An 18,698-nucleotide genomic window follows, 5' to 3' on the forward strand; every position below is an offset into this window, starting at 1 on the left:
GGAATTTCTGCATGCGCGCCGTCGTCCAGGTCGCCAGCACCGCCCGCGTTGAAGTTGAAGGGAAAATTGTCGGGCAGCTCGACTCCCCTGGCTTGGTGATCCTGCTGGGCGTGACCCACGACGACGACCAGGCCATAGCGCGCAAGGTCGCCGAGAAGATCTGGCAGCTGCGCATCATGGAGGATGAAACCTCGGCGGCCGGCATTCATGCCCCGCTGCTGGTGATCAGCCAGTTCACCCTCTATGGCTCGGTGCGCAAGGGCCGGCGCCCTTCTTGGTCCAATGCCGCGCCCGGCCCGGTGAGCGAGCCGCTCTACGAATACTTCGTGCAGTACCTGCGTGAACTCGGATCGCACGTTGAGACCGGGCGGTTCGGGGCAATGATGGATGTGTCGCTGACCAATACCGGCCCGTTCACCATGATCGTCGATTCGGCGGACCTGTCCTAGCTGCCGGCAGCCTTCACCAGCTGCGCGAGCATCTCGAAGCTTGCGCGCTGCGCATTCAGCTCGGTTTGGCCGGTGGCGGAGAGCTCGTAGACTTTCCGTCCGGGCCCGCCCCGGCCTTCTTCCCATCGGGTTTCCACGAAGCCCGAGGCTTCCAGCTTCGCCAGCGCGGGATACAGCGTTGCGCCCTTGACCGGCCCGAAACCGCGTTCTTGCAAGGTTTTGGACAGCGCGTAGCCGTGGGCTTGCCCGGACGATAATTCAGCCAGCAGGAGCATTGGGAGCATGGCGCGCTGCCAGCTGCCGGGAAATGGCGAGTCCTTACTCATTGCGCCCTTCTTCCAGGCCGCGGGCATGGGCCCGCCTTTGGGCTAGTTTAGAGTCCACGTATTCTGCGCGGTTTGCGGGGCGCAATTCGCAGAGCGAAACCACCGCGAAAATCGCAACGCATGCTGCGAAGAAGATGTCCCATCCGCTTCGGTCCGGGGCAAGCGCCTCCGGCAGCAGGCTTGTGCCGTACAAGAATACGAGTACCAATGGCAGCAACCGGAGTACGAGCCATCGTCGCTGCAACGCCCTGGCGGTGTTGACTCCCAGTCCGATGGCGAATTCGTCTGGGGTGCCGAATTCCTCAACTATCGATGCTTCGCCTTCTGCCCTGCACATATTCGACCAGTGCTCGCGGGCAGGTGCCATGACTGACACCGCCTCTTTAGCTCGCATTCCATAGCGTCCGCGCAGCAAGCGCGTGGATTCGGCAAACCACGCTTCCGGATCAGAAAAAGCTGTGGCGTCGCTGCGCGTTGCTTCGGGCTCATCCTTGAATGGCAGCCAAAACGCGCCGATAGCCAGGGCTATCCCGAGGATCGGTGCTAGCCAGTTGGGCATTGGCAGGGCTTGTTCACCACCTAGCGTGGCGATGAGTGCGGCCACTGCGATGGATACCGCTATTCCGGTCACGCCTAGCGCCCAAGATCGCGCGAATTTGCCTTTCACGCGGTAGAACCACCACAGGTGAGCGGATAAGGCGATTCCCGTGCCTGCGCACAAGGCCGCTAGCTGCCAATAGTGCCACGAGTTCGCAGTCCATCCGTCACGGAATCCGACCCACGTGCCAAAACCGGTGCATAGCAGGCCAACACCAATTCCGAGTCCAACGAGCAGCAGAACGCTGCTGTTGACCGGCATCTCCGAGTCCGCCAGCTGTTGCGGCGTCAACCGCGCGTAAGCCCGGGCTTCACCGTATTCGAGGGGGGCGCCAAAAAGATCTTCTGCATCTTCACCGCTGTCCCGGATGATAGCCAAAGCATTTTCCAGTTCCTGGACGCTCTGCGAATCATTCAAGTCATGGAGCAGCATGGCAAGCCTGAAGTCCTGCGCCCAATTGCGGTCGCGCGCCGGGTATTGCTCGACGATGTGCTGGGGTTCTGCCGCGGCCAAGAAGTCTCCTTGGAGTGAAATAACTAGTATGAAAACTAACCTAGTATTAAAATCAGCATTAATCCACGCCGTGGCCTATTTTGAGGCAAAAAGAAGCCGGATGGAACGCGCAAGTGCGTTCCATCCGGCTTCTTATAGCTGCGTAAGCCTACTTGGCTTCAGCCGTGGCTTCGGTCTCTTCGGCCTTCTTCTTCTCAGGCTTGAAGTCGATGCCGGCTTCCTTGCGCTGCTGCGGGGTGATCGGTGCAGGAGCAGCGGTCAGCGGGTCGAAACCGCCACCGGTCTTCGGGAAGGCGATGACGTCGCGGATGGACTCCGAGTTGGTCAGCAGCTGCAGCACGCGGTCCCAGCCCAAGGCGATGCCGCCATGCGGCGGGGCGCCATACTTGAAGCCCTCGAGCAGGAAGCCGAACTGGGTGTCGGCCTGCTCCTGGGTCACGCCCATGAGCTTGAAGACGCGCTCCTGCACATCGCGCTGGTGGATACGGATCGAGCCGCCGCCGATTTCGTTGCCGTTGCACACGATGTCATAGGCGTAGGACAGTGCCGAGGCAGGGTCGGTGTCGAAGGTGTCCATGAACTCCGGCTTGGGGCTGGTGAACGCGTGGTGCACAGCGGTCCAGGCGCCGGCGCCCACGGCCACGTCGCCCGAGGCCACGGCATCCGAAGCGGCTTCGAACATCGGTGCGTCGACGATCCAGACGAACGCCCAGTCGCTTTCCTTGATCAGGCCGGTGCGGTGGCCGATCTCGACACGGACCGAGCCGAGCAGCGCGCGGGATTCGTTCTTCTTGCCCGCGGAGAAGAAGATGCAGTCGCCGGCAGAGGCGCCGGTGGCAGCGGCCAGTCCGGCCTTCTCTTCATCCGAGAGGTTCTTGGCCACTGGGCCGGCCAGCTCGCCATCTTCCTTGATCAGCACGTAGGCAAGGCCCTTGGCACCGCGCTGCTTGGCAAATTCCTGCCAGGCATCCAGGGTGCGGCGCGGCTGCGAAGCGCCGCCAGGCATGACTACGGCGCCGACGTACTCGGACTGGAAGACCTTGAAGGAGGTGTTCGCGAAGTACTCGGTCATTTCGGTCAGTTCCAGGCCGAAGCGCAGGTCCGGCTTGTCCGAACCGTACTTGGCCATGGCCTCCGAGTACGCCATGCGGCGGATCGGGGTCGGGACCTGCACGTCGATCAGGTTCCACAGCTCGGTGACCAGCTTCTCGCCGAGCTCGATGATGTCATCTTCCTCGACGAACGAGGCCTCGATGTCCAGCTGGGTGAACTCCGGCTGGCGATCCGCGCGGAAGTCCTCATCGCGGTAGCAGCGGGCGATCTGGTAGTACTTCTCGAAACCGCCGACCTGCAGCAGCTGCTTGAACAGCTGCGGGGACTGCGGCAACGCGTACCAGCTGCCCGGGGTCAGGCGGGCCGGCACGACGAAGTCGCGGGCGCCTTCCGGGGTGGAACGGGTCAGCGTCGGGGTCTCGATCTCGATGTAGCCCTGGTCGTGCAGCAGGTTGCGTGCTACGCGGTTGGCCTCGGAGCGCAGGCGGATGTTGCGGGCCGGGGTCGGGCGGCGCAGGTCCAGGTAGCGGTGGCGCAGGCGCGCCTCTTCGCCGACCTCGACATGCTCGTCAACCTGGAAAGGCAGCGGGGCGGCGGTGTTCAGCACGGTCACGGTGTCCGCGATGACCTCGATCTGCCCGGTAGGCAGGTTCGGGTTCTCGTTGCCTTCCGGCCGGCGCTCCACGGTGCCGGCGATCTGCAGCACGAACTCATTGCGCAGCGGGTGGAAGTCCTCTTCATCGCGCACGACAACCTGGGCTACGCCCGAGGCATCGCGCAAATCCAGGAAGGCGACACCGCCGTGGTCACGGCGACGTGCGACCCAGCCGGCGAGGGTGACCTGCTGTCCAATGTGCTCGGCGTTCAATTCGCCCAGCTGATGAGTGCGTAGCACTACGATCCTTTCGGTCGGTTGGGAAAGTTTCTCCCCATGAAGTTTAGTGCACCGCAAGGCGGTGCAGGTGCGGGCGGCCAAGCCCAAAGCATTAGCTGATGGCGATCTTCAGGTCTTCGGCGTTGGGCATCCAGGTGGCCGGCTCGGCTGCGACCTGCTCGCCGGAGCGGATGTCCTTGACCTCGTGGGTGCCATCGGCCTGGGTGAACCAGACGAAGGGAATCCCCCGGCGATCGGCGAATTTGATCTGCTTGCCGAACTTCTCCGCGCTGGCTGCGACTTCGCAAGCGATCCCGCGCCCGCGCAGCTGCGAGGCAACGTCCTGGGCCTGGTGCCAGGAGTCGCCATTGGCCAGCGTGACATATACCACTGATGGCACGCTGCGGCTGGCGGTGACTACTTCTTCAGCCAGGATGCGCGAGACCAGGCGGGTAACGCCGATGGACAGGCCCACCCCCGGGTAGTTCTTCTTGCCCTTGGAAGCCAGCGATTCGTAGCGCCCGCCCGAGCAGATCGAACCCAAGGATTCGTGGCCGACCAGCACGGTTTCGTAGACGGTGCCGGTGTAGTAGTCCAGGCCGCGGGCGATGGAAAGGTCCGCCATCACCTTGCCCGGGGCGCGCTTCGAGGCCGCGTCAATCACCTGGGAGAGCTCATCCAGGCCGTTGTCCAGCAGCTCGTGCTCAACACCCAGGGCGCGAACCTGGTCAACAAAGGAGGTGTCCATGGTGCGGATCTTGGCCAGTGCCAAGGCTGCATCGGCCTGTTCGCGCGTCGCGCCAACTTCCTCCACGAGAATCTTTGCGACCGCTTCATCGCCGATCTTTTCCAGCTTGTCGATGGCGCGCAGCACGGCATCCGGATCATCCAGGCCCAAGCCGCGGTAGAAGCCTTCGGCCAGCTTGCGATTGTTCACGCGCAAGCGGAAGTCCCCGATCGGCAGCGCGGAGAGCGCATCGGCAATGGTCAACGCCAATTCGACGTCATAGCTGAAGGGCAAGGTGCCATCGCCGACCACGTCGATATCGGCCTGGGTGAATTCGCGGAAGCGGCCATCCTGCGGGCGTTCGCCGCGCCACACCTTCTGCATCTGGTAGCGGCGGAAGGGGAAGGCCAGGTGGCCGGCGTTCTCCACCACATAGCGGGCGAAGGGCACGGTGAGGTCGAAGTGCAGGGCCAGGGCGTTGGGATCGTTCTTGTCGTCCTCGGCGGCCAGGCGCGAAAGTCCATAGACTTCCTTGTCGATTTCGCCCTTGCGCAACAATTGGGCGCGGGTTTCAACTGCACGGGTCTCGATATTGGCGAAACCATGTAGTTCAAAAACATGACGCAAGGTGTCCAGCACGTGCTGTTCAACAGCCCGTTCGGCTGGAAGCCATTCTGGGAAACCTGAAAGTGAGGCCTTGCGTGCCATGAAACTCCTTAGTGCAAATTGGGCTACCAAACCATCTTAAGCCTGTTTTGCAAGAAACCTGTGCACGTCGGCTTACTAAGAAACGGAGGTCACAGGTAGAGTTGGCTACAGCAAGTGCTCGTAAAGTGAAAGAGTTTCAGCGGTGACCACCAGTCAGCAATCCGACGACAGCCACAAGACCCCTTTGCCGCAGGCGCAGAAGCCTGCTGCAAAACCGGTTGTAGCGCCCAGCGTCGCACACACCACTCCCCTCGACGAAGCGGCTAAATTTGCCCGCATCACCGAGGACGGCCACGTCTTCGTGATTATCGATGGCGCCGAGTTCCCAGTGGGCCAGTACCCAGATGCCACGCAGGAAGAAGCCTTGGGCTACTTTGTGCGCAAATATGACGATGCGCTCTCGCAGCTGATGCTCCTTGAGCAGCGTGTTGTCGCCAAGGCTCCGGCCGGCGAATTGAGCAAGGCAGTTCAGGCCCTGTCGGCAACCGTCGCAGAGCGCCACATGGTTGGCGACATCCCGGCCCTTGAATCGCGCCTGGAAAATGCTCGAGTTGCTGTGGAGAACCTCTCCGCAGAACAGCGCAAGGCCCACGATGCCGCCCGTGCCGAGCAGCTGGCCACGCGCGAATCCATCGTTGCCCAGGCCGAAGCCATGGCCGAGAAGCGACCAGAGCAGATTCAGTGGAAGACCGCTTCGGCGTCCATGAATGAGCTGTTCGAGCAATGGAAGGCCTCCCAGCGTTCTTCGGTTCGCTTGCCACGAGCCACCGAAGACGCGTTGTGGAAGCGGTTCCGTGCTGCACGCACCACTTTTGATCGCCATCGCCGCGCCTACTTCTCGCAGCTTGATTCAACCAACGCCTCGGCCAAGGCCGTGAAGGAAGAATTGATCGCGCGCGCAGAAGCTTTGCAGAGCTCCACGGACTGGGCTGCCACCGCCGCCGAGTACCGCAAGCTCATGGACGAGTGGAAGAAGTCGCGCCGTGCCTCGCGCAAGGATGACGACCAGCTCTGGGGCCGTTTCCGCGCTGCCCAGGATGTCTTCTTCCAGGCTCGTGCCGCCGAGAACGCCAAGATCGATGAAGAGTACGCCCATAATCTTGTGGCGAAGGAAGCTCTGCTCGAGGAAGCTCGGGCGCTGTTGCCAATCAAGGATCTGGCCACCGCCAAAGCCAAGCTGGATTCCATCCGCGAACGCTGGGAAGCAGCTGGCAAGGTGCCGCGCAACGACCTGCAGCGCGTCGAATCAGCACTTCGCCAGGTTGAAGATGCTGTGAAGGGCGCCGAAGATGAGCAGTGGCGCCGGTCCAACCCGGAGACCAAGGCGCGTTCCAATTCGATGCTCAGCCAGCTGCAGGACACGATTTCTGCATTGGAAGAGGATCTGGCCAAGGCCCAGGCCAAGGGCAACGCAAAGCAGATTGCAGCGGCCCAGGAAGCACTGGATGCACGCCGCATGTGGCTGAACACCCTGGAAAAGTCGGCTGCCGACTTCCAGTAAGTAATCCACAGATCGTCAGCACACGCTCAACGCGGCGGCGCTTGCTGGTTCAGTAGCCACATGGAATCTAGAAATTGCCAGGCTACCGGGCCACGCGCCGCCGCGTTGCGCATTCCAGAAGACCTCTGGATCGCCGGCCAAATGTTCAGCCGAAATGAGTTGCAGGCGATGGCCTCGAACGGTTTGCTCCGCGAGGTGCTCGGTGATTGTTTTCTTCCCAGCCAGATTCAAATCACTGCCTCGCTGCGGGCACAGGTTGCTGCTTTTGCCTGCGGGCGGGAGCTGAATTCCAATGCCGTGCTGGCGCGCCAAACGGCCGCCTGGATTCATGGGTTGCTGCCCGAAGTCTTTACGCTGTGCATTTACACGCGCAATTACCATCGTCCTTTTGCACCCGGCTTCGGGTTGAATGCCCAATTCATGCAGGCCATAGTTCCCGATACGCAAATGGTATTCCGCAGCCGGATCAAGGTAACCTCCGCCTTGCGCAGCGTATGCGACTGCGCCCAGTTCGACCCATTGCCAATAGCCAGTCGAGTTCTGGGCAACGCAATTTCCCTGGATGACCCCTATTTGAATCTGGAGTCGATCCGGGAAAGCCTCAATAACTGTGAGACGTCCCCAGAAAGATCACGCGCCCTGCGCTTAGTCGATTCCTTTGACGACTTCGCGCAGGCCGCGTGATTTCTTGGAGGCCGAAGTTTCTAGCGGCGTGAACCAGCAGTGGTGCGGTACACGTCGTATACGCCATCGATCCGGCGCACCTGGTTCAGTACGTGGCTCAAGAACTTTGGATCGCCCATCTCGAAGGAGAAACGGGACAAAGCCACGCGGTCCCTGCTGGTTTGAACCGTGGCCGAGAGGATATTCAAATGGCTCTCGGACAAAATTCGGGTCACATCGGAGAGCAGCGATTTGCGGTCGAGCGCTTCTACCTGGATCTCCACGAGGAACACGCCGTGATGCTTGGCTGCCCAAGTGACGTTGACCAGTCGATCTGGCTGGTTTGACAGCTGCGTCAAGTTCAAGCAATCCGAGCGGTGCACGGAGACGCCCGCGCCACGAGTCACAAAGCCCTGGATCTCATCTGGTGGCACTGGGGTACAGCAACGGGCCAGTTTCACCAGAACGTCGCCGACACCCTCAACAATCACGCCGGCGTCGTTGCCCGTTGTGGGGCTCGGAGCGTTCGGGCGGACCACCGCTTCCTCATCGACTTGTTCGGCCTCAGGAGGGCCAATGAGGGCCGTCAGGTGCTCAATGACGTTCTGTGCACTGGTATGCCCGTCACCAACAGACTGATACAGCGCTGAGATGTCCGTGTGGTGCAGCTCGTTGGCAACCGCGGTCAGTAGGTCGTGAGTCATCAATTTCTGCAGGGGCAGCTGGTTGCGCCGCAGCTCCTTGGTCAGAAGCTCCTTGCCCTTTTCGATGGCTTCTTCACGGCGTTCCTTGGAGAAGTATCCACGGATCTTCGCTTTTGCACGTGGTGATTTGACGAAGTTCTGCCAGTCCTGGGATGGACCGGCGCCTTCTGCCTTCGAAGTGAAAACCTCTACTACGTCGCCCTGTTTGAGTTCGGTATGCAGCGGCACCAGCTTGCCGTTGACCCGGCTGCCGATCGTCCGATGGCCAACGTCAGTGTGGATCGAGTAGGCGAAGTCCACCGGAGTTGCGCCCACTGGCAGCGACATGATGTCACCCTTGGGAGTGAAGACATACACCTCGGCGGAGCTGATCGTATAGCGCAGCCCGTCGAGGAATTCCTCGGAGTCGGTGGTATCTGCCTGCCATTCCATCAAGGACCGCAGCCAGTCCATATTCTGTTCCGGCGACAGCATGGAGTTCGCGTTTTGTCCATGCTTGTATTGGAAGTGCGCAGCCACACCGTACTCGGCACGCACGTGCATGTCGTGGGTGCGGATCTGTATTTCTACCGGCTTGCCTTCCGGCCCCATCACCGTGGTGTGCAGCGACTGGTAGAGGTTCAGCTTCGGGATGGCAATGTAATCCTTGAAGCGGTTGGGCAGCGGATTCCACTCTGCGTGGACGACACCCAGTGCCCCATAGCAATCCTTGACGGTGTCGACCAGGATGCGAACACCCATCAAATCATGGATGTCGTCAAAGTCCTTTCCTCGAACAATCATCTTCTGATAGATCGAGTAATAGTGCTTTGGACGACCGGATACGGTGGCATGGATATCGAGATTGCCCAGGTCGCCAGAGAGCGTCTGGCGAATTGAGGAGAGGTACTTTTCTCGCTCGGGGGTGCGATCCCCCACCATGCGGACGATTTCTTGGTAGACCTTGGGGTGAAGGGCCGCGAAGGAAAGATCTTCAAGTTCCCATTTCACGGTGTTCATGCCGAGGCGATGTGCCAAGGGCGCGAATATTTCCAGCGTCTCCTTGGCTTTGCGCGAAGAAGACTCAGGCGAAACGTAGCGCCAGGTGCGGGCATTGTGCAGGCGGTCGGCAAGCTTGATCAACAGGACGCGGATGTCGCGAGACATGGCGACAACCATTTTGCGCACGGTTTCAGCCGGTGCCGCTTCACCGTAGGTGACCTTGTCGAGCTTCGTCACGCCATCAACGAGCATGGCGATTTCTTCCGAGAATTCCTTCTTGACCGATTCAAGAGAGTATTCAGTATCTTCAACCGTGTCGTGCAGGAGCGCCGCAGCGAGAATTGCGCCAGTCATACCCATCTCGGCCAAAATTGTAGCGACGGCTACGGGGTGGGTGATGTACGGGTCACCGCTTTTGCGTTTTTGGCCGTCATGATATTTTTCGGCTACCTCATAGGCGTGCACAAGCAGGTCGAGGTCCGCACGCGGATGCTTCGACTTTACTGTACGAAGCAACGGCTCAAGTGTCGGCGACGTGCCCGGGGTACTGCCGCGACCGGCAAACCGCACTAAACGGGAAATTGAGCGCCGTTTCGAATTGTTCAGGTTTGACGTATTCGCCATGCCCCGCTCCTTCCCCATTGCCACCTGACGCCGCCGGCCTGAGCGAGCTAGCGTGGCGACATCCGGTGGTAGTTTCCAGCCGCGGTTACGTCCACGACCTTGCACCAAAAAACACGTTGTTTAGTTCATTTGTTATAGCACGTTCGGCCGGTGACAACTAATTACACCGCTTCACGCCATTGTGAAAAAGCGCCTCCAGCGAATGCTGGAGGCGCTTCTTCAGACCGGGTAGCGATTAGGCGACGGCCATTTTCTTCGAGTGTTCAACGACATCAGAATCGTTGCGGCGCAGCCATTGGTACAGCGGCGCTTGAACGAACAGGGTGGACAACGCCGAGATGATAATGCCGACGAACAAGGCCAATGAAAGATCCTTGAGCGTACCGGCACCGAGCATGTAGGAACCGATGAAGAGAATCGACGCCACGGGCAGTACGGCCACCACAGAGGTATTGATTGAACGGACCAAGGTCTGGTTCACCGCGAGGTTCACCAACTGCTCAAAGGTGCGCTTGGACTGCTTGGTGAAGTCCTTCGTATTTTCACGAACCTTGTCGAAAACCACGACGGTGTCATAGAGCGAATAACTCAGAATCGTCAGGAAACCGATAATGGCACTGGGCGTAATCTCGAATCCGGTGACCGAATAGATGCCAGCGGTCACGAAGATCACGACCAGCAGGCCAACGATGGCGGCCAGCGACATCTTCCACGTGCGGAAGTATGCGGCCATCAACAACCCAACAAGGACCACGAAAGCGAACAGGCCCAGCAGCGCCTGACGAGAAACGTCCTGCCCCCAGGTAGGGCCGATGAAGTTGCTGGTCACTTCGTCACTGGATACCCCATAGTCCTCAGCCAAAGATGCTGCGATTGCCAGAGTTTCGTCATCGCTCAGGCGCTCAGTCTCAACACGCATGGTGTTCGGTGCAATATTCGTGACCGTGACCTCGGCGCCCGAAGCAACCGAGGTAACTGCGTGTTCACCGATTTTGATATCGGTATTCTGGACATCCGAGACGGTGAATTCCGAGCCACCACGGAAGTCGATGCCGAGATTGAACCCGCCCTTGACTACAGGGACAAGGATCGACAGGATCACCATTGCGCCTGCGATGGCGAACCAAAGCCGGTGCTTGGAGGTGAACGGGTAGGAACGCTTGCCGGTGTAGAGCTCGTTGCCCCAAGTCACTAGCTTATTCATTGTTCTCCTCCTGAGCCTTCGACGATGCATTCCCAGGCCGGATCGCTTGGGCTGCCTCTTCGCGGCGGCGCTCAGCAATAGTCATGCGCTTGGCTGCTTCGCCTGAAGCCTTGGCATTCTTCTTGCCGCGGTTCGCCTCCGCATTCTCGCCAAAACGGCGAACCTGGCCGGCGCCCTTGTACAGCGGCTCAACGCCCAAAAGCGACGGATCAAGGCCGGACAGGCGGTGGCCATCGGCGAAGAACTTGGTCCGGGCCAGCAGCACCAGCGTTGGGTGCGTCAGGCCATAGACCACGACAAGGTCGATGATTGCAGTCAAGCCCAGGGTGAAGGCGAAGCCTCGCACGTTGCCGACGGCGACGATGTAGAGCACCACTGCGGCCAGGACGTTCACTGCTTTGGAAGCCAAAATGGTGCGCTTGGCACGCCCCCAACCGACGTCGACGGCACTGGCCAATGGACGGCCTTCGCGCAATTCGTCGCGTACGCGTTCGAAGTAAACGATGAACGAGTCGGCGATCAGGCCGATCGCGACAATCAGACCGGCGACACCTGCCAGCGACAGCCGGTAGTTCATTCCCCATCCAAGCAGGACCAGGGACAGGTAGGTGAGTACACCGGAGACCAGCAGGGAAGCAATGGTCACCAGGCCCAGTGCGCGGTACTGGAACAGCGAGTAGATGAATACGAGCACCAGGCCGATAATGCCGGCGATCAATCCTGCAGTCAGCTGGTCGGCACCAAGGGTCGCAGAGACCTGGCGCTCAGACTGGATGTCGAAGCTGATTGGCAAGGCACCGTATTTGAGCTGCTCGGCCAGTGCTTGCGAAGTTTCCTGGGTGAAGCCACCGGAAATCTGCGGGCGCCCGTCGGAAATCACGGCATTGGTCGTTGGGGCCGAGATGATCTGTCCGTCAAGGACGATCGCGAACTGGTTCTGTGCACCCTGAAGCGCAATCAGGCGCTGGGTGGTGTCAGCAAACGTCTTGGTGCCCTGCTGGTTGAATTCAATGACAACAACCCACTCGCCAGTGACGGAACCGTTTACTCCGCGGGCCAGCTGTGCGTAAGCGTCGGAGATCTGGTCGCCAGGGATTTCTTGGGGGCCGAGAATGTACTTGGCTCCCACGCTCTCATCACAAGAAATCATGGGCTTCGCGGGGTCAGCATCTTCACTGCTCTTCTTGTCTTCGTCATTGGTGCAGTCGAAGGCTTCGAATTTCTGGTAAAGATCTGCGGTCACCCAATTGGTGTCCGAAGCGTTCTTTGGCTTGCCGTTGGGCTTAGGAAGGTCAGCCTTGGCAGTCCGCTGGTCCTTGGGAGTCGCTTCATAGGAACCCGATACGAGTACCGGACGGAATTCCATGGCTGCTGAAGCCTGGATCAGCTCGCGGGTCGCCTGGTCGGGTGTACCCGGCATGGATACGACAACGTTGCGACCGGACTGGGTGGTGATTTCCGATTCCGAAACACCGGAGCCGTCCACGCGCTGGCGGATAATTTCCACCGCCTGGTCCAGCTGCTCCTGGTTGATTTCCTGATCGCCCTGAACCCGTGGGGCCAGGATCATCTCGGTGCCGCCTTCAAGGTCGAGGGCCAGCTTTGGTCCCCACCCGGTTTTACCGTTCGCTGCACCAGCCACCAGCACGCCGGTTGCGATGATGAAGACGATCAGCAACCACAGCAACGCCTTGCGCGCCTGCTTAACAGGTCTGATTGATGACATCTAATGTGCTTTCTCGTGTTGGTGGCTGTAGCTTCGGGCCACCGCTTGCTACCCGGAACTTAGGAGTTGCGCTCGTCCTTGCCCTCGTCGTTCAAGCGACGCAGGGACTCTTCTGGGGTTTCAGCAACATCGCTGGATTCTGCTGGCTGCTGCGTTGCGGCGGCAGCTGGCTCGTTATCCAGGAAGGTGGAAATGGCCTGGCGGTGCAGGGTCAGCACGACGCCGTTGGCAACCTCGACCTGCACGCGATCCTCTGCGTCAATGCCCACGACAGTGCCGAAGATGCCCGAGTTTGTCATCACCTTCGCGCCTGGCACGGTGTTGTTCTTCAGCTTCTCCTGCTGAGCGGACTGCTTCTTGCGGCCACGGAACATCATGAAGATCAACACTGCAAACAGCGCCACCATCAAGATGAGCGAAGGGTTGAAGCCGCCGCCGGCGGCCTGGGCGATTACGAGGGAATTCACGTATTTACCTGCTAACGAATTGTTGCGATTTGATCAAAAGTTCTAGGTTGCCGGTTCACCCAAGGTCGGGCATTAACAGCAAAGACGCCCTACCGGACCCGTAAACGGGTAGAGGTCGGGCGTCTTTAGTCTAATGGCATACGGTCAACCGGCAGACCATTTACGCGGGCAGTGAAGTATTGCTTGCCTAATCCTCATCGGATTCATAGCTTTGGGCGCTGGCAAAGATGGCGTCCTTGGGCATGGCCAGTCCTAGATGCTCCCAAGCACCAGGCATCGCGATGCGGCCGCGTGGGGTGCGGCCCATCAAACCTTCGCGAACCAAGTAAGGTTCAGCTACGGTCTCCACGGTTTCCGTTTCCTCACCGACCGCAATGGCCAGGGTGGATAGGCCTACCGGTCCCCCGCCAAACTTGGTGCACAAAGCTTCCAATACGCCGCGGTCCAATCGGTCCAGCCCACGCGCATCGACTTCATACATATCCAGTGCTGCCGAGGCCGCCTTGTGGTCGATCTCTTCGAGCTTGTGCACTAGCGCCCAGTCGCGCACACGGCGCAGCAGTCGGTTGGCAATTCGAGGTGTACCTCGCGAGCGGCCGGCGATCTCGGTGAAGGCCGCCGAAGTGACGCTCAAATCCAGCATCATCGCTGAGCGGCGCAGTACAAGTTCAAGTTCTTGGACTGCATAGAATTCCAGGTGCCCGGTAAAACCGAAGCGGTCGCGCAGCGGACCAGGCAGCAGGCCAGCACGGGTAGTGGCACCGACAAGCGTAAATGGCGGCAACTCCAATGGGATGGCGGTAGCGCCCGCACCCTTGCCGACAACAATATCTACACGGAAATCTTCCATCGCCATGTAGAGCATTTCTTCAGCCGGGCGAGACATTCTGTGGATTTCATCCAGGAAAAGAACTTCGCCCTCAGTCAGCGAGGAGAGAATAGCCGCGAGATCCCCCGCATGCTGAATAGCCGGGCCAGAGGAAATGCGCAGTGGCGCGTTCATCTCCGCGGCAATGATCATGGAAAGGGTTGTTTTACCGAGGCCCGGAGGCCCCGATAGCAGCACATGGTCTGCGGTGCGTTCGCGGATCTTGGCAGCCTCTAGTACCAGCGATAGCTGCTGCCTGACGCGTGACTGGCCGACAAAGTCGTCAAGGTTGCGTGGTCGCAAGGCTGCTTCAAGCACCCGTTCCTCGGGCTCGCTGCCGGCGTTGGTCAGCCCGGTGGAATCGTTCATCGTCATGGTCCTCTCGAAGCCTGCCTAGACTCGGGTTCCGCTGGACATGCTGCGCAGCGCAGCACGCAAAATTTCGGCGACATTGCCGCCGGAAACAATTTCCGGTTCGGCCTTGGAGAGCGACTTGAGCGTGCTGGCGGCGTCCTTCTCGCTCCAACCCAGTCCGGTGAGCGCTTCGATCACCTGGGGCTCCCAGACGCTGAGCGAGCCGGCATCCGCCACCGGTGAGACCGGCGCACCGGTTGGCACGAGCTTGCCATTGAGTTCCAGAACAATTCGGCTAGCTCCCTTGGGGCCAATGCCAGAAACCTTGGTGAACGCGGCGGTGTCCTTGGTATTAGCTGCAATGCGCACTTCTTCGGGGCTGTGGACTGCGAGAATCGCCAGGCCGGTGCGCGGGCCGATACCCGAGACCGAGATCAAGACTTCAAACACATCGCGCTCTTCAGCGCTGGCGAAACCGAAAAGGGTCATGGAATCTTCGCGGACCACCATGGAAGTGAATACGGTGGCTTCGCGTCCAACATGCAAGGTTGCCAGGGTTCCTGGGGTGGCATTGACCAGCATGCCGAAGCCGTTGACGTCAATTACCGCAGTATTCAGGGTCACCGCTTGCACGGCGCCGGTCAATGAGCTGATCATGCCACTCCTTGGGATATATGTTCGATCGAACCCAGTTTATCGAAGATACCTACGAATCGCGACGTGGGCGGTGCAACGGTGGGTCGTGTTGCCTAACGGCGAATAGTTCGGCGCTTGGCCGAGGCTTCGGCGGCGATCCACGCTTGCTGCGCACCAGTGAGCTGGGAGGACCCGGTAGCGCTGGCTGCCGAGGCCGAAGCATTCGACCCTGCAGCTGCTCCGCGCCAGCCGTGGGCGATCGCCAAAGCCACAGCATCTGCTGCGTCAGCTGGCTTGGGAGGCTCGTCGAGACGGCAGATCTTGGCAACCATTTTTCCGATCGCCACCTTGGTTGCCTGTCCTGAACCGGTCACCGCAGCCTTCACTTCGGTGGGCGTATGCAGTGCTACGGGGATGCCGCGCCGGGCTGCGGCCGTGATGACGACGCCTGTGACTTGAGCCGTGCCAATAACGGTAGATACGTTGGCCGAAGCGAAGACCCGTTCAAGGGCCAGGACATCCGGCTTGTGCTCGTCAAGCCACGCGTCGATGGCGTTGGCGATCGTCAAGAGCCGGGCGTCCAAGGGGGTGCCCGGCGGGGTGCCAGCGACGGTGACATCAACCAGCGAAACTTGCCTGTTTGCAGCGACGTCGACCACGGCCAGGCCACAACGGGTCAGTCCGGGGTCGACGCCGACAACGCGAAGGGACAAGCCTTACTGCTCTTCGTCCAGCGCGGCGCGAACCTCGTCGGACAGATCAGCGTTGGTGTAGACGTTCTGCACGTCGTCCAGCTCTTCCAATGCGTCGAAGAGCTTGAGGAACTTGCGGGCGCCGTCAACGTCCAGCTCTACCTTCATCGAAGGCAGGAATTCCATTTCATCGGATTCGTAGGCGATGTCAGCCTCATCCAATGCGGTGGCCACGGCACGCAGGTCCGATGGGTCCGAAACGATGGCGAAGTTCTCGTCCTCGTCCAGGATCTCGTCAGCACCGGCATCCAGCACGGTCATCAGCAGATCGTCTTCGGTCAGCTCGCCCTTTGGCAAGCGGACAACGCCCTGGCGGTTGAACAAGTACGCGACCGACCCCGGGTCGGCAACGGTGCCGCCGTTGCGGGTGATGCCAACTCGAACCTCGGAAGCTGCGCGGTTCTTATTGTCCGTAAGGCACTCGATCAGCAGAGCCGAGCCCTGCGGGCCACGTGCCTCATAAATGATTTCGGTGTAGTCAACGACCTCACCGGTCAGGCCGGCACCGCGCTTGATTGCGCGATCGATGTTGTTGACTGGCACAGAGTTCTTCTTGGCCTTGCTGACGGCAAGTTCCAGTGCCGGGTTGCCCGACATGTCTGCGCCGCCGGCGCGGGCTGCAACTTCGATGCCCTTGATGAATTTTGCGAAGGCTTTGGCGCGCTTGGCGTCAATCGCGGCCTTCTTGTGCTTGGTGGTTGCCCATTTGGAGTGGCCTGACATGCTTTAAGCGTCTCCTCGCGTGAGTTGGATGAAAAATTCGTGGATCGCCGTGCTGCCGGTGACTTCCGGGTGAAAGCTGGTTGCCAACAAATTTCCCTGGCGTACTGCAACAATTCTACCCTGTTCGCCATCGCCTTCGGCTGGAACCGTGCTGATCACTTGCACATCGGCGCCTACTTGCACCGCTTCAGGAGCCCGAATGAATACAGCTTCGAGGTTCTGTCCCAAGAAGCCCAACTGGTATTCGAAGGAGTCCACTTGGCGGCCGAATGCATTGCGCCGAACTGTCATGTCGATGCCGCCGAAGCTCTGCTGGATGGCACCAGTGCTGGAGACCGCAGGGTTCTCAATTCGGTCCGCCAGCATGATCATTCCCGCACAGGAGCCGTAGGCCGGCATGCCCTGTGCGATGCGCTGCTTGATTGGCTCTGCCAGTGAATAGTTGCGGGAGAGCCGGTCGATGACCGAGGATTCTCCGCCGGGAATAACCAATGCGTCGACCTTCGATAGGTCGTCCGGGGTGCGCACAGCGAGCGTTTCTTGTCCCAGGCGCTGCAGGGATGCAAGATGTTCGCGGAAATCTCCTTGGAGGGCGAGAACGCCAATTTTCGGCATGGATGTGACCTTCATAGTTTGCGGGGTTCGAGGCGCACTGGGCGCCGAATCAACGTTAGTACCGGGTGAAGCAGCAGTTGATTTTGTTTCTCGGTGTGTCGTGTTTTCCCCGTTGCGATTTTCAAGTTACACCCCAGCGTCAACCGAAATGAGGACTTTTCCCGGCTGGCTATCGCCACATGGAGATGAAGACGAGGGCCCCAGGCGCAATCAAGCTGGAAAAAGCGCCGGATCGATTCAATCCGCGCAGAAACTGAACAGGCAGCCTGAAAATGCGGACTATCCGAAGAGGACGTCGAAGAAGGCTCATTGCGGTTGCGATGCCTGAGATGAATCCGCCCCGGAACGGCTCGATGAACCTCGGGCACAGCTAGCAGCGGTACTTTCCGGCACTTTTGCTGAATTCCCTGGATCTGGAGGACTCGACTCTATTCACCGCTCAACATGCTTATTCGATTGTCCATTGCTCCAGGCCATCATCGAATGCGCCGTAGGCATTTACGGTGGCCGTCGTCCGGGCTAGCGATGCCTCGGCATCGGCTTCGGGCAAGCAAGCCGATGCTTCGAAGACCTGGCACCATGCCACCGGTGATTGCGAGAGCATATGCGGCACCCATTGAAGTTTTGAAACTTTCCAGTCACCCGACTTCTCGTTTTGGCTGAACGTTGCTTTGACGCTGATTCCTTCTCGATTCAAGATGGTTTTTGTCGCATGCTTCGCCACCGAATTTCCCAGCCCGTAGACGATCCAGGTGCCATCGTGTTTTTCGATTGGCAGCGCCGAATGCGTGTGGTGCATGTAGATGAAGTCGAAGACTCCGGATTCGGCCAGCTCCCGGCCCAGTTTGCGCTGTTGGGCAGTTGGCCTGTTCGAATATTCAGTGCCATCGTGAATAGCGGCCACCACGATGTCAGCACCATCCTGGCGGGCCGATTTTCCGCGCTGTATCAGCTTTTGCGCGCCGACTCCGGTATCAACCTGCCAGTCGGCGGCCTCTGGCAGGCCATTGAGCGAGAACGTACTGGCAATCACGCCGAGCTTGATTCCGTCGATCTGCATGATCGGCGGTTCCTGCGCTTCCTTCTTGCTTCGGTACGACCCGGTGGCAAACAGCTCTTGCTCCTCCAGCGCGTCCAGGGTCCTGTTCACCCCGCTGGTTCCGGCGTCGACTGTGTGGTTGGTGGCAGTGGTGCAGCCGTCATAGCCGATGGATTTGAGATCGGAGAGAATCTGCGCGGGGACGGTGAACCGGGGATAGCCGGAGTACGGTGGCGTGCCGATGGGGGTTTCGAGATTGCATAGGGCGGCATCTGCGTCGTGCGCATAGGGCTTCAGGCCCGCAAGCAAAGCAGAAAAATCGTAGTCCTTCCCGTTGCCGGACATGGCAGCGCTGCGAGCCTGCTCGAGCAGCGGAGGATGCAACAAGACATCGCCGGTCACCATGAGCGAAAACTCTTTCGGCTCGCTGGTTGCACTGGACTCGGGAGCAGGGGTGCTTGCCATCGCGAGTTTGGAAGGGCGGGGGTCTTCGTCCGGTTCAACGCTTGCCGAGCACCCTGCCAGCAGTACCGAAAGCAGTATGCCGGCGGTCAAGGAACGGCAAGCCAAAGGCAAACGTGAGTGCATGCCTA

General features: G+C 59.9%; 17 protein-coding genes. 3 read left to right on the forward strand and 14 right to left on the reverse strand.

All coding sequences use genetic code 11. From position 1 onward, the window contains the following. The first annotated feature begins 11 nt into the window (after positions 1-11). Positions 12-449 (forward strand): D-aminoacyl-tRNA deacylase, encoded by a 438-nt coding sequence (dtd, locus tag AC6CHO_RS05180; RefSeq protein WP_498214010.1) that lies wholly within the window; start codon positions 12-14, stop codon positions 447-449. Here the strand turns inward: dtd and AC6CHO_RS05185 are convergent. The 4 genes from AC6CHO_RS05185 to hisS all read right to left on the reverse strand — a co-directional run bounded on the left by AC6CHO_RS05185 (position 446) and on the right by hisS (position 5,248). After that, positions 446-775 (reverse strand): PadR family transcriptional regulator, encoded by a 330-nt coding sequence (locus AC6CHO_RS05185; RefSeq protein WP_444663771.1) that lies wholly within the window; start codon positions 773-775, stop codon positions 446-448. The two genes, dtd and AC6CHO_RS05185, sit on opposite strands and share 4 nt — an antisense overlap. After that, the gene (locus AC6CHO_RS05190) at positions 768-1,886 is read right to left on the reverse strand and encodes a hypothetical protein (RefSeq protein ID WP_498214011.1); all 1,119 of its coding nucleotides are present in this window, start codon (positions 1,884-1,886) and stop codon (positions 768-770) included. The genes AC6CHO_RS05185 and AC6CHO_RS05190 overlap by 8 nt, the downstream gene beginning before the upstream one ends. Before the next feature lie 148 nt (positions 1,887-2,034). Then, a complete protein-coding gene (aspS, locus tag AC6CHO_RS05195) occupies positions 2,035-3,834 on the reverse strand; it encodes an aspartate--tRNA ligase (RefSeq protein WP_498214012.1) in 1,800 nt (599 codons plus the stop codon). Positions 3,835-3,925: 91 nt separating this feature from the next. Then, the gene (gene hisS / locus AC6CHO_RS05200) at positions 3,926-5,248 is read right to left on the reverse strand and encodes a histidine--tRNA ligase (RefSeq protein WP_498214013.1); all 1,323 of its coding nucleotides are present in this window, start codon (positions 5,246-5,248) and stop codon (positions 3,926-3,928) included. Between the two features lie 142 nt (positions 5,249-5,390). On the opposite strand from hisS, the gene AC6CHO_RS05205 reads away from it, so the two are divergent. Together AC6CHO_RS05205 and AC6CHO_RS05210 are read left to right on the forward strand one after the other, a co-directional pair. Beyond that, a complete protein-coding gene (locus AC6CHO_RS05205) occupies positions 5,391-6,749 on the forward strand; it encodes a DUF349 domain-containing protein (protein WP_498214014.1) in 1,359 nt (452 codons plus the stop codon). Positions 6,750-6,854: 105 nt separating this feature from the next. Continuing rightward, positions 6,855-7,433 carry a hypothetical protein gene (locus tag AC6CHO_RS05210; RefSeq protein ID WP_498214015.1) on the forward strand — a complete coding sequence of 193 codons (579 nt, stop codon included), beginning with the start codon at positions 6,855-6,857 and terminating at the stop codon, positions 7,431-7,433. A gap of 20 nt (positions 7,434-7,453) precedes the next feature. On the opposite strand, the gene AC6CHO_RS05215 is transcribed toward AC6CHO_RS05210, so the two are convergent. From AC6CHO_RS05215 to AC6CHO_RS05260, 10 genes are all read right to left on the reverse strand, one after another. Continuing rightward, positions 7,454-9,721, reverse strand: a complete 2,268-nt coding sequence (locus AC6CHO_RS05215; protein WP_498214016.1) for a RelA/SpoT family protein — start codon at positions 9,719-9,721, stop codon at positions 7,454-7,456. Positions 9,722-9,956: 235 nt separating this feature from the next. Beyond that, positions 9,957-10,925 (reverse strand): protein translocase subunit SecF, encoded by a 969-nt coding sequence (secF, locus tag AC6CHO_RS05220; RefSeq protein ID WP_498214017.1) that lies wholly within the window; start codon positions 10,923-10,925, stop codon positions 9,957-9,959. Then, complete coding sequence (gene secD / locus AC6CHO_RS05225; RefSeq protein ID WP_498214018.1) at positions 10,918-12,651, reverse strand: protein translocase subunit SecD; 1,734 nt, start codon at positions 12,649-12,651, stop codon at positions 10,918-10,920. The genes secF and secD overlap by 8 nt, the downstream gene beginning before the upstream one ends. A 59-nt stretch (positions 12,652-12,710) precedes the next feature. Then, the gene (yajC, locus tag AC6CHO_RS05230) at positions 12,711-13,118 is read right to left on the reverse strand and encodes a preprotein translocase subunit YajC (RefSeq protein WP_498214019.1); all 408 of its coding nucleotides are present in this window, start codon (positions 13,116-13,118) and stop codon (positions 12,711-12,713) included. A gap of 187 nt (positions 13,119-13,305) precedes the next feature. Next, the gene (ruvB, locus tag AC6CHO_RS05235) at positions 13,306-14,355 is read right to left on the reverse strand and encodes a Holliday junction branch migration DNA helicase RuvB (RefSeq protein ID WP_060701687.1); all 1,050 of its coding nucleotides are present in this window, start codon (positions 14,353-14,355) and stop codon (positions 13,306-13,308) included. Between the two features lie 24 nt (positions 14,356-14,379). Beyond that, positions 14,380-14,997: a Holliday junction branch migration protein RuvA gene (gene ruvA, locus AC6CHO_RS05240; protein ID WP_498214020.1), complete on the reverse strand. Its 618-nt coding sequence runs from the start codon at positions 14,995-14,997 to the stop codon at positions 14,380-14,382. Between the two features lie 92 nt (positions 14,998-15,089). Next, complete coding sequence (gene ruvC, locus AC6CHO_RS05245) at positions 15,090-15,689, reverse strand: crossover junction endodeoxyribonuclease RuvC (protein WP_498214021.1); 600 nt, start codon at positions 15,687-15,689, stop codon at positions 15,090-15,092. A gap of 3 nt (positions 15,690-15,692) precedes the next feature. Next, positions 15,693-16,451, reverse strand: a complete 759-nt coding sequence (locus AC6CHO_RS05250) for a YebC/PmpR family DNA-binding transcriptional regulator (protein WP_444663752.1) — start codon at positions 16,449-16,451, stop codon at positions 15,693-15,695. A gap of 3 nt (positions 16,452-16,454) precedes the next feature. After that, positions 16,455-17,066, reverse strand: coding sequence for a pyridoxal 5'-phosphate synthase glutaminase subunit PdxT (gene pdxT / locus AC6CHO_RS05255; RefSeq protein ID WP_084793194.1), 612 nt, complete (start codon positions 17,064-17,066; stop codon positions 16,455-16,457). Positions 17,067-17,514: 448 nt separating this feature from the next. Beyond that, positions 17,515-18,693, reverse strand: coding sequence for a CapA family protein (locus AC6CHO_RS05260; RefSeq protein WP_498214023.1), 1,179 nt, complete (start codon positions 18,691-18,693; stop codon positions 17,515-17,517). Positions 18,694-18,698 lie beyond the last annotated feature (5 nt).

This window comes from Glutamicibacter sp. GQ173, assembly GCF_059759215.1.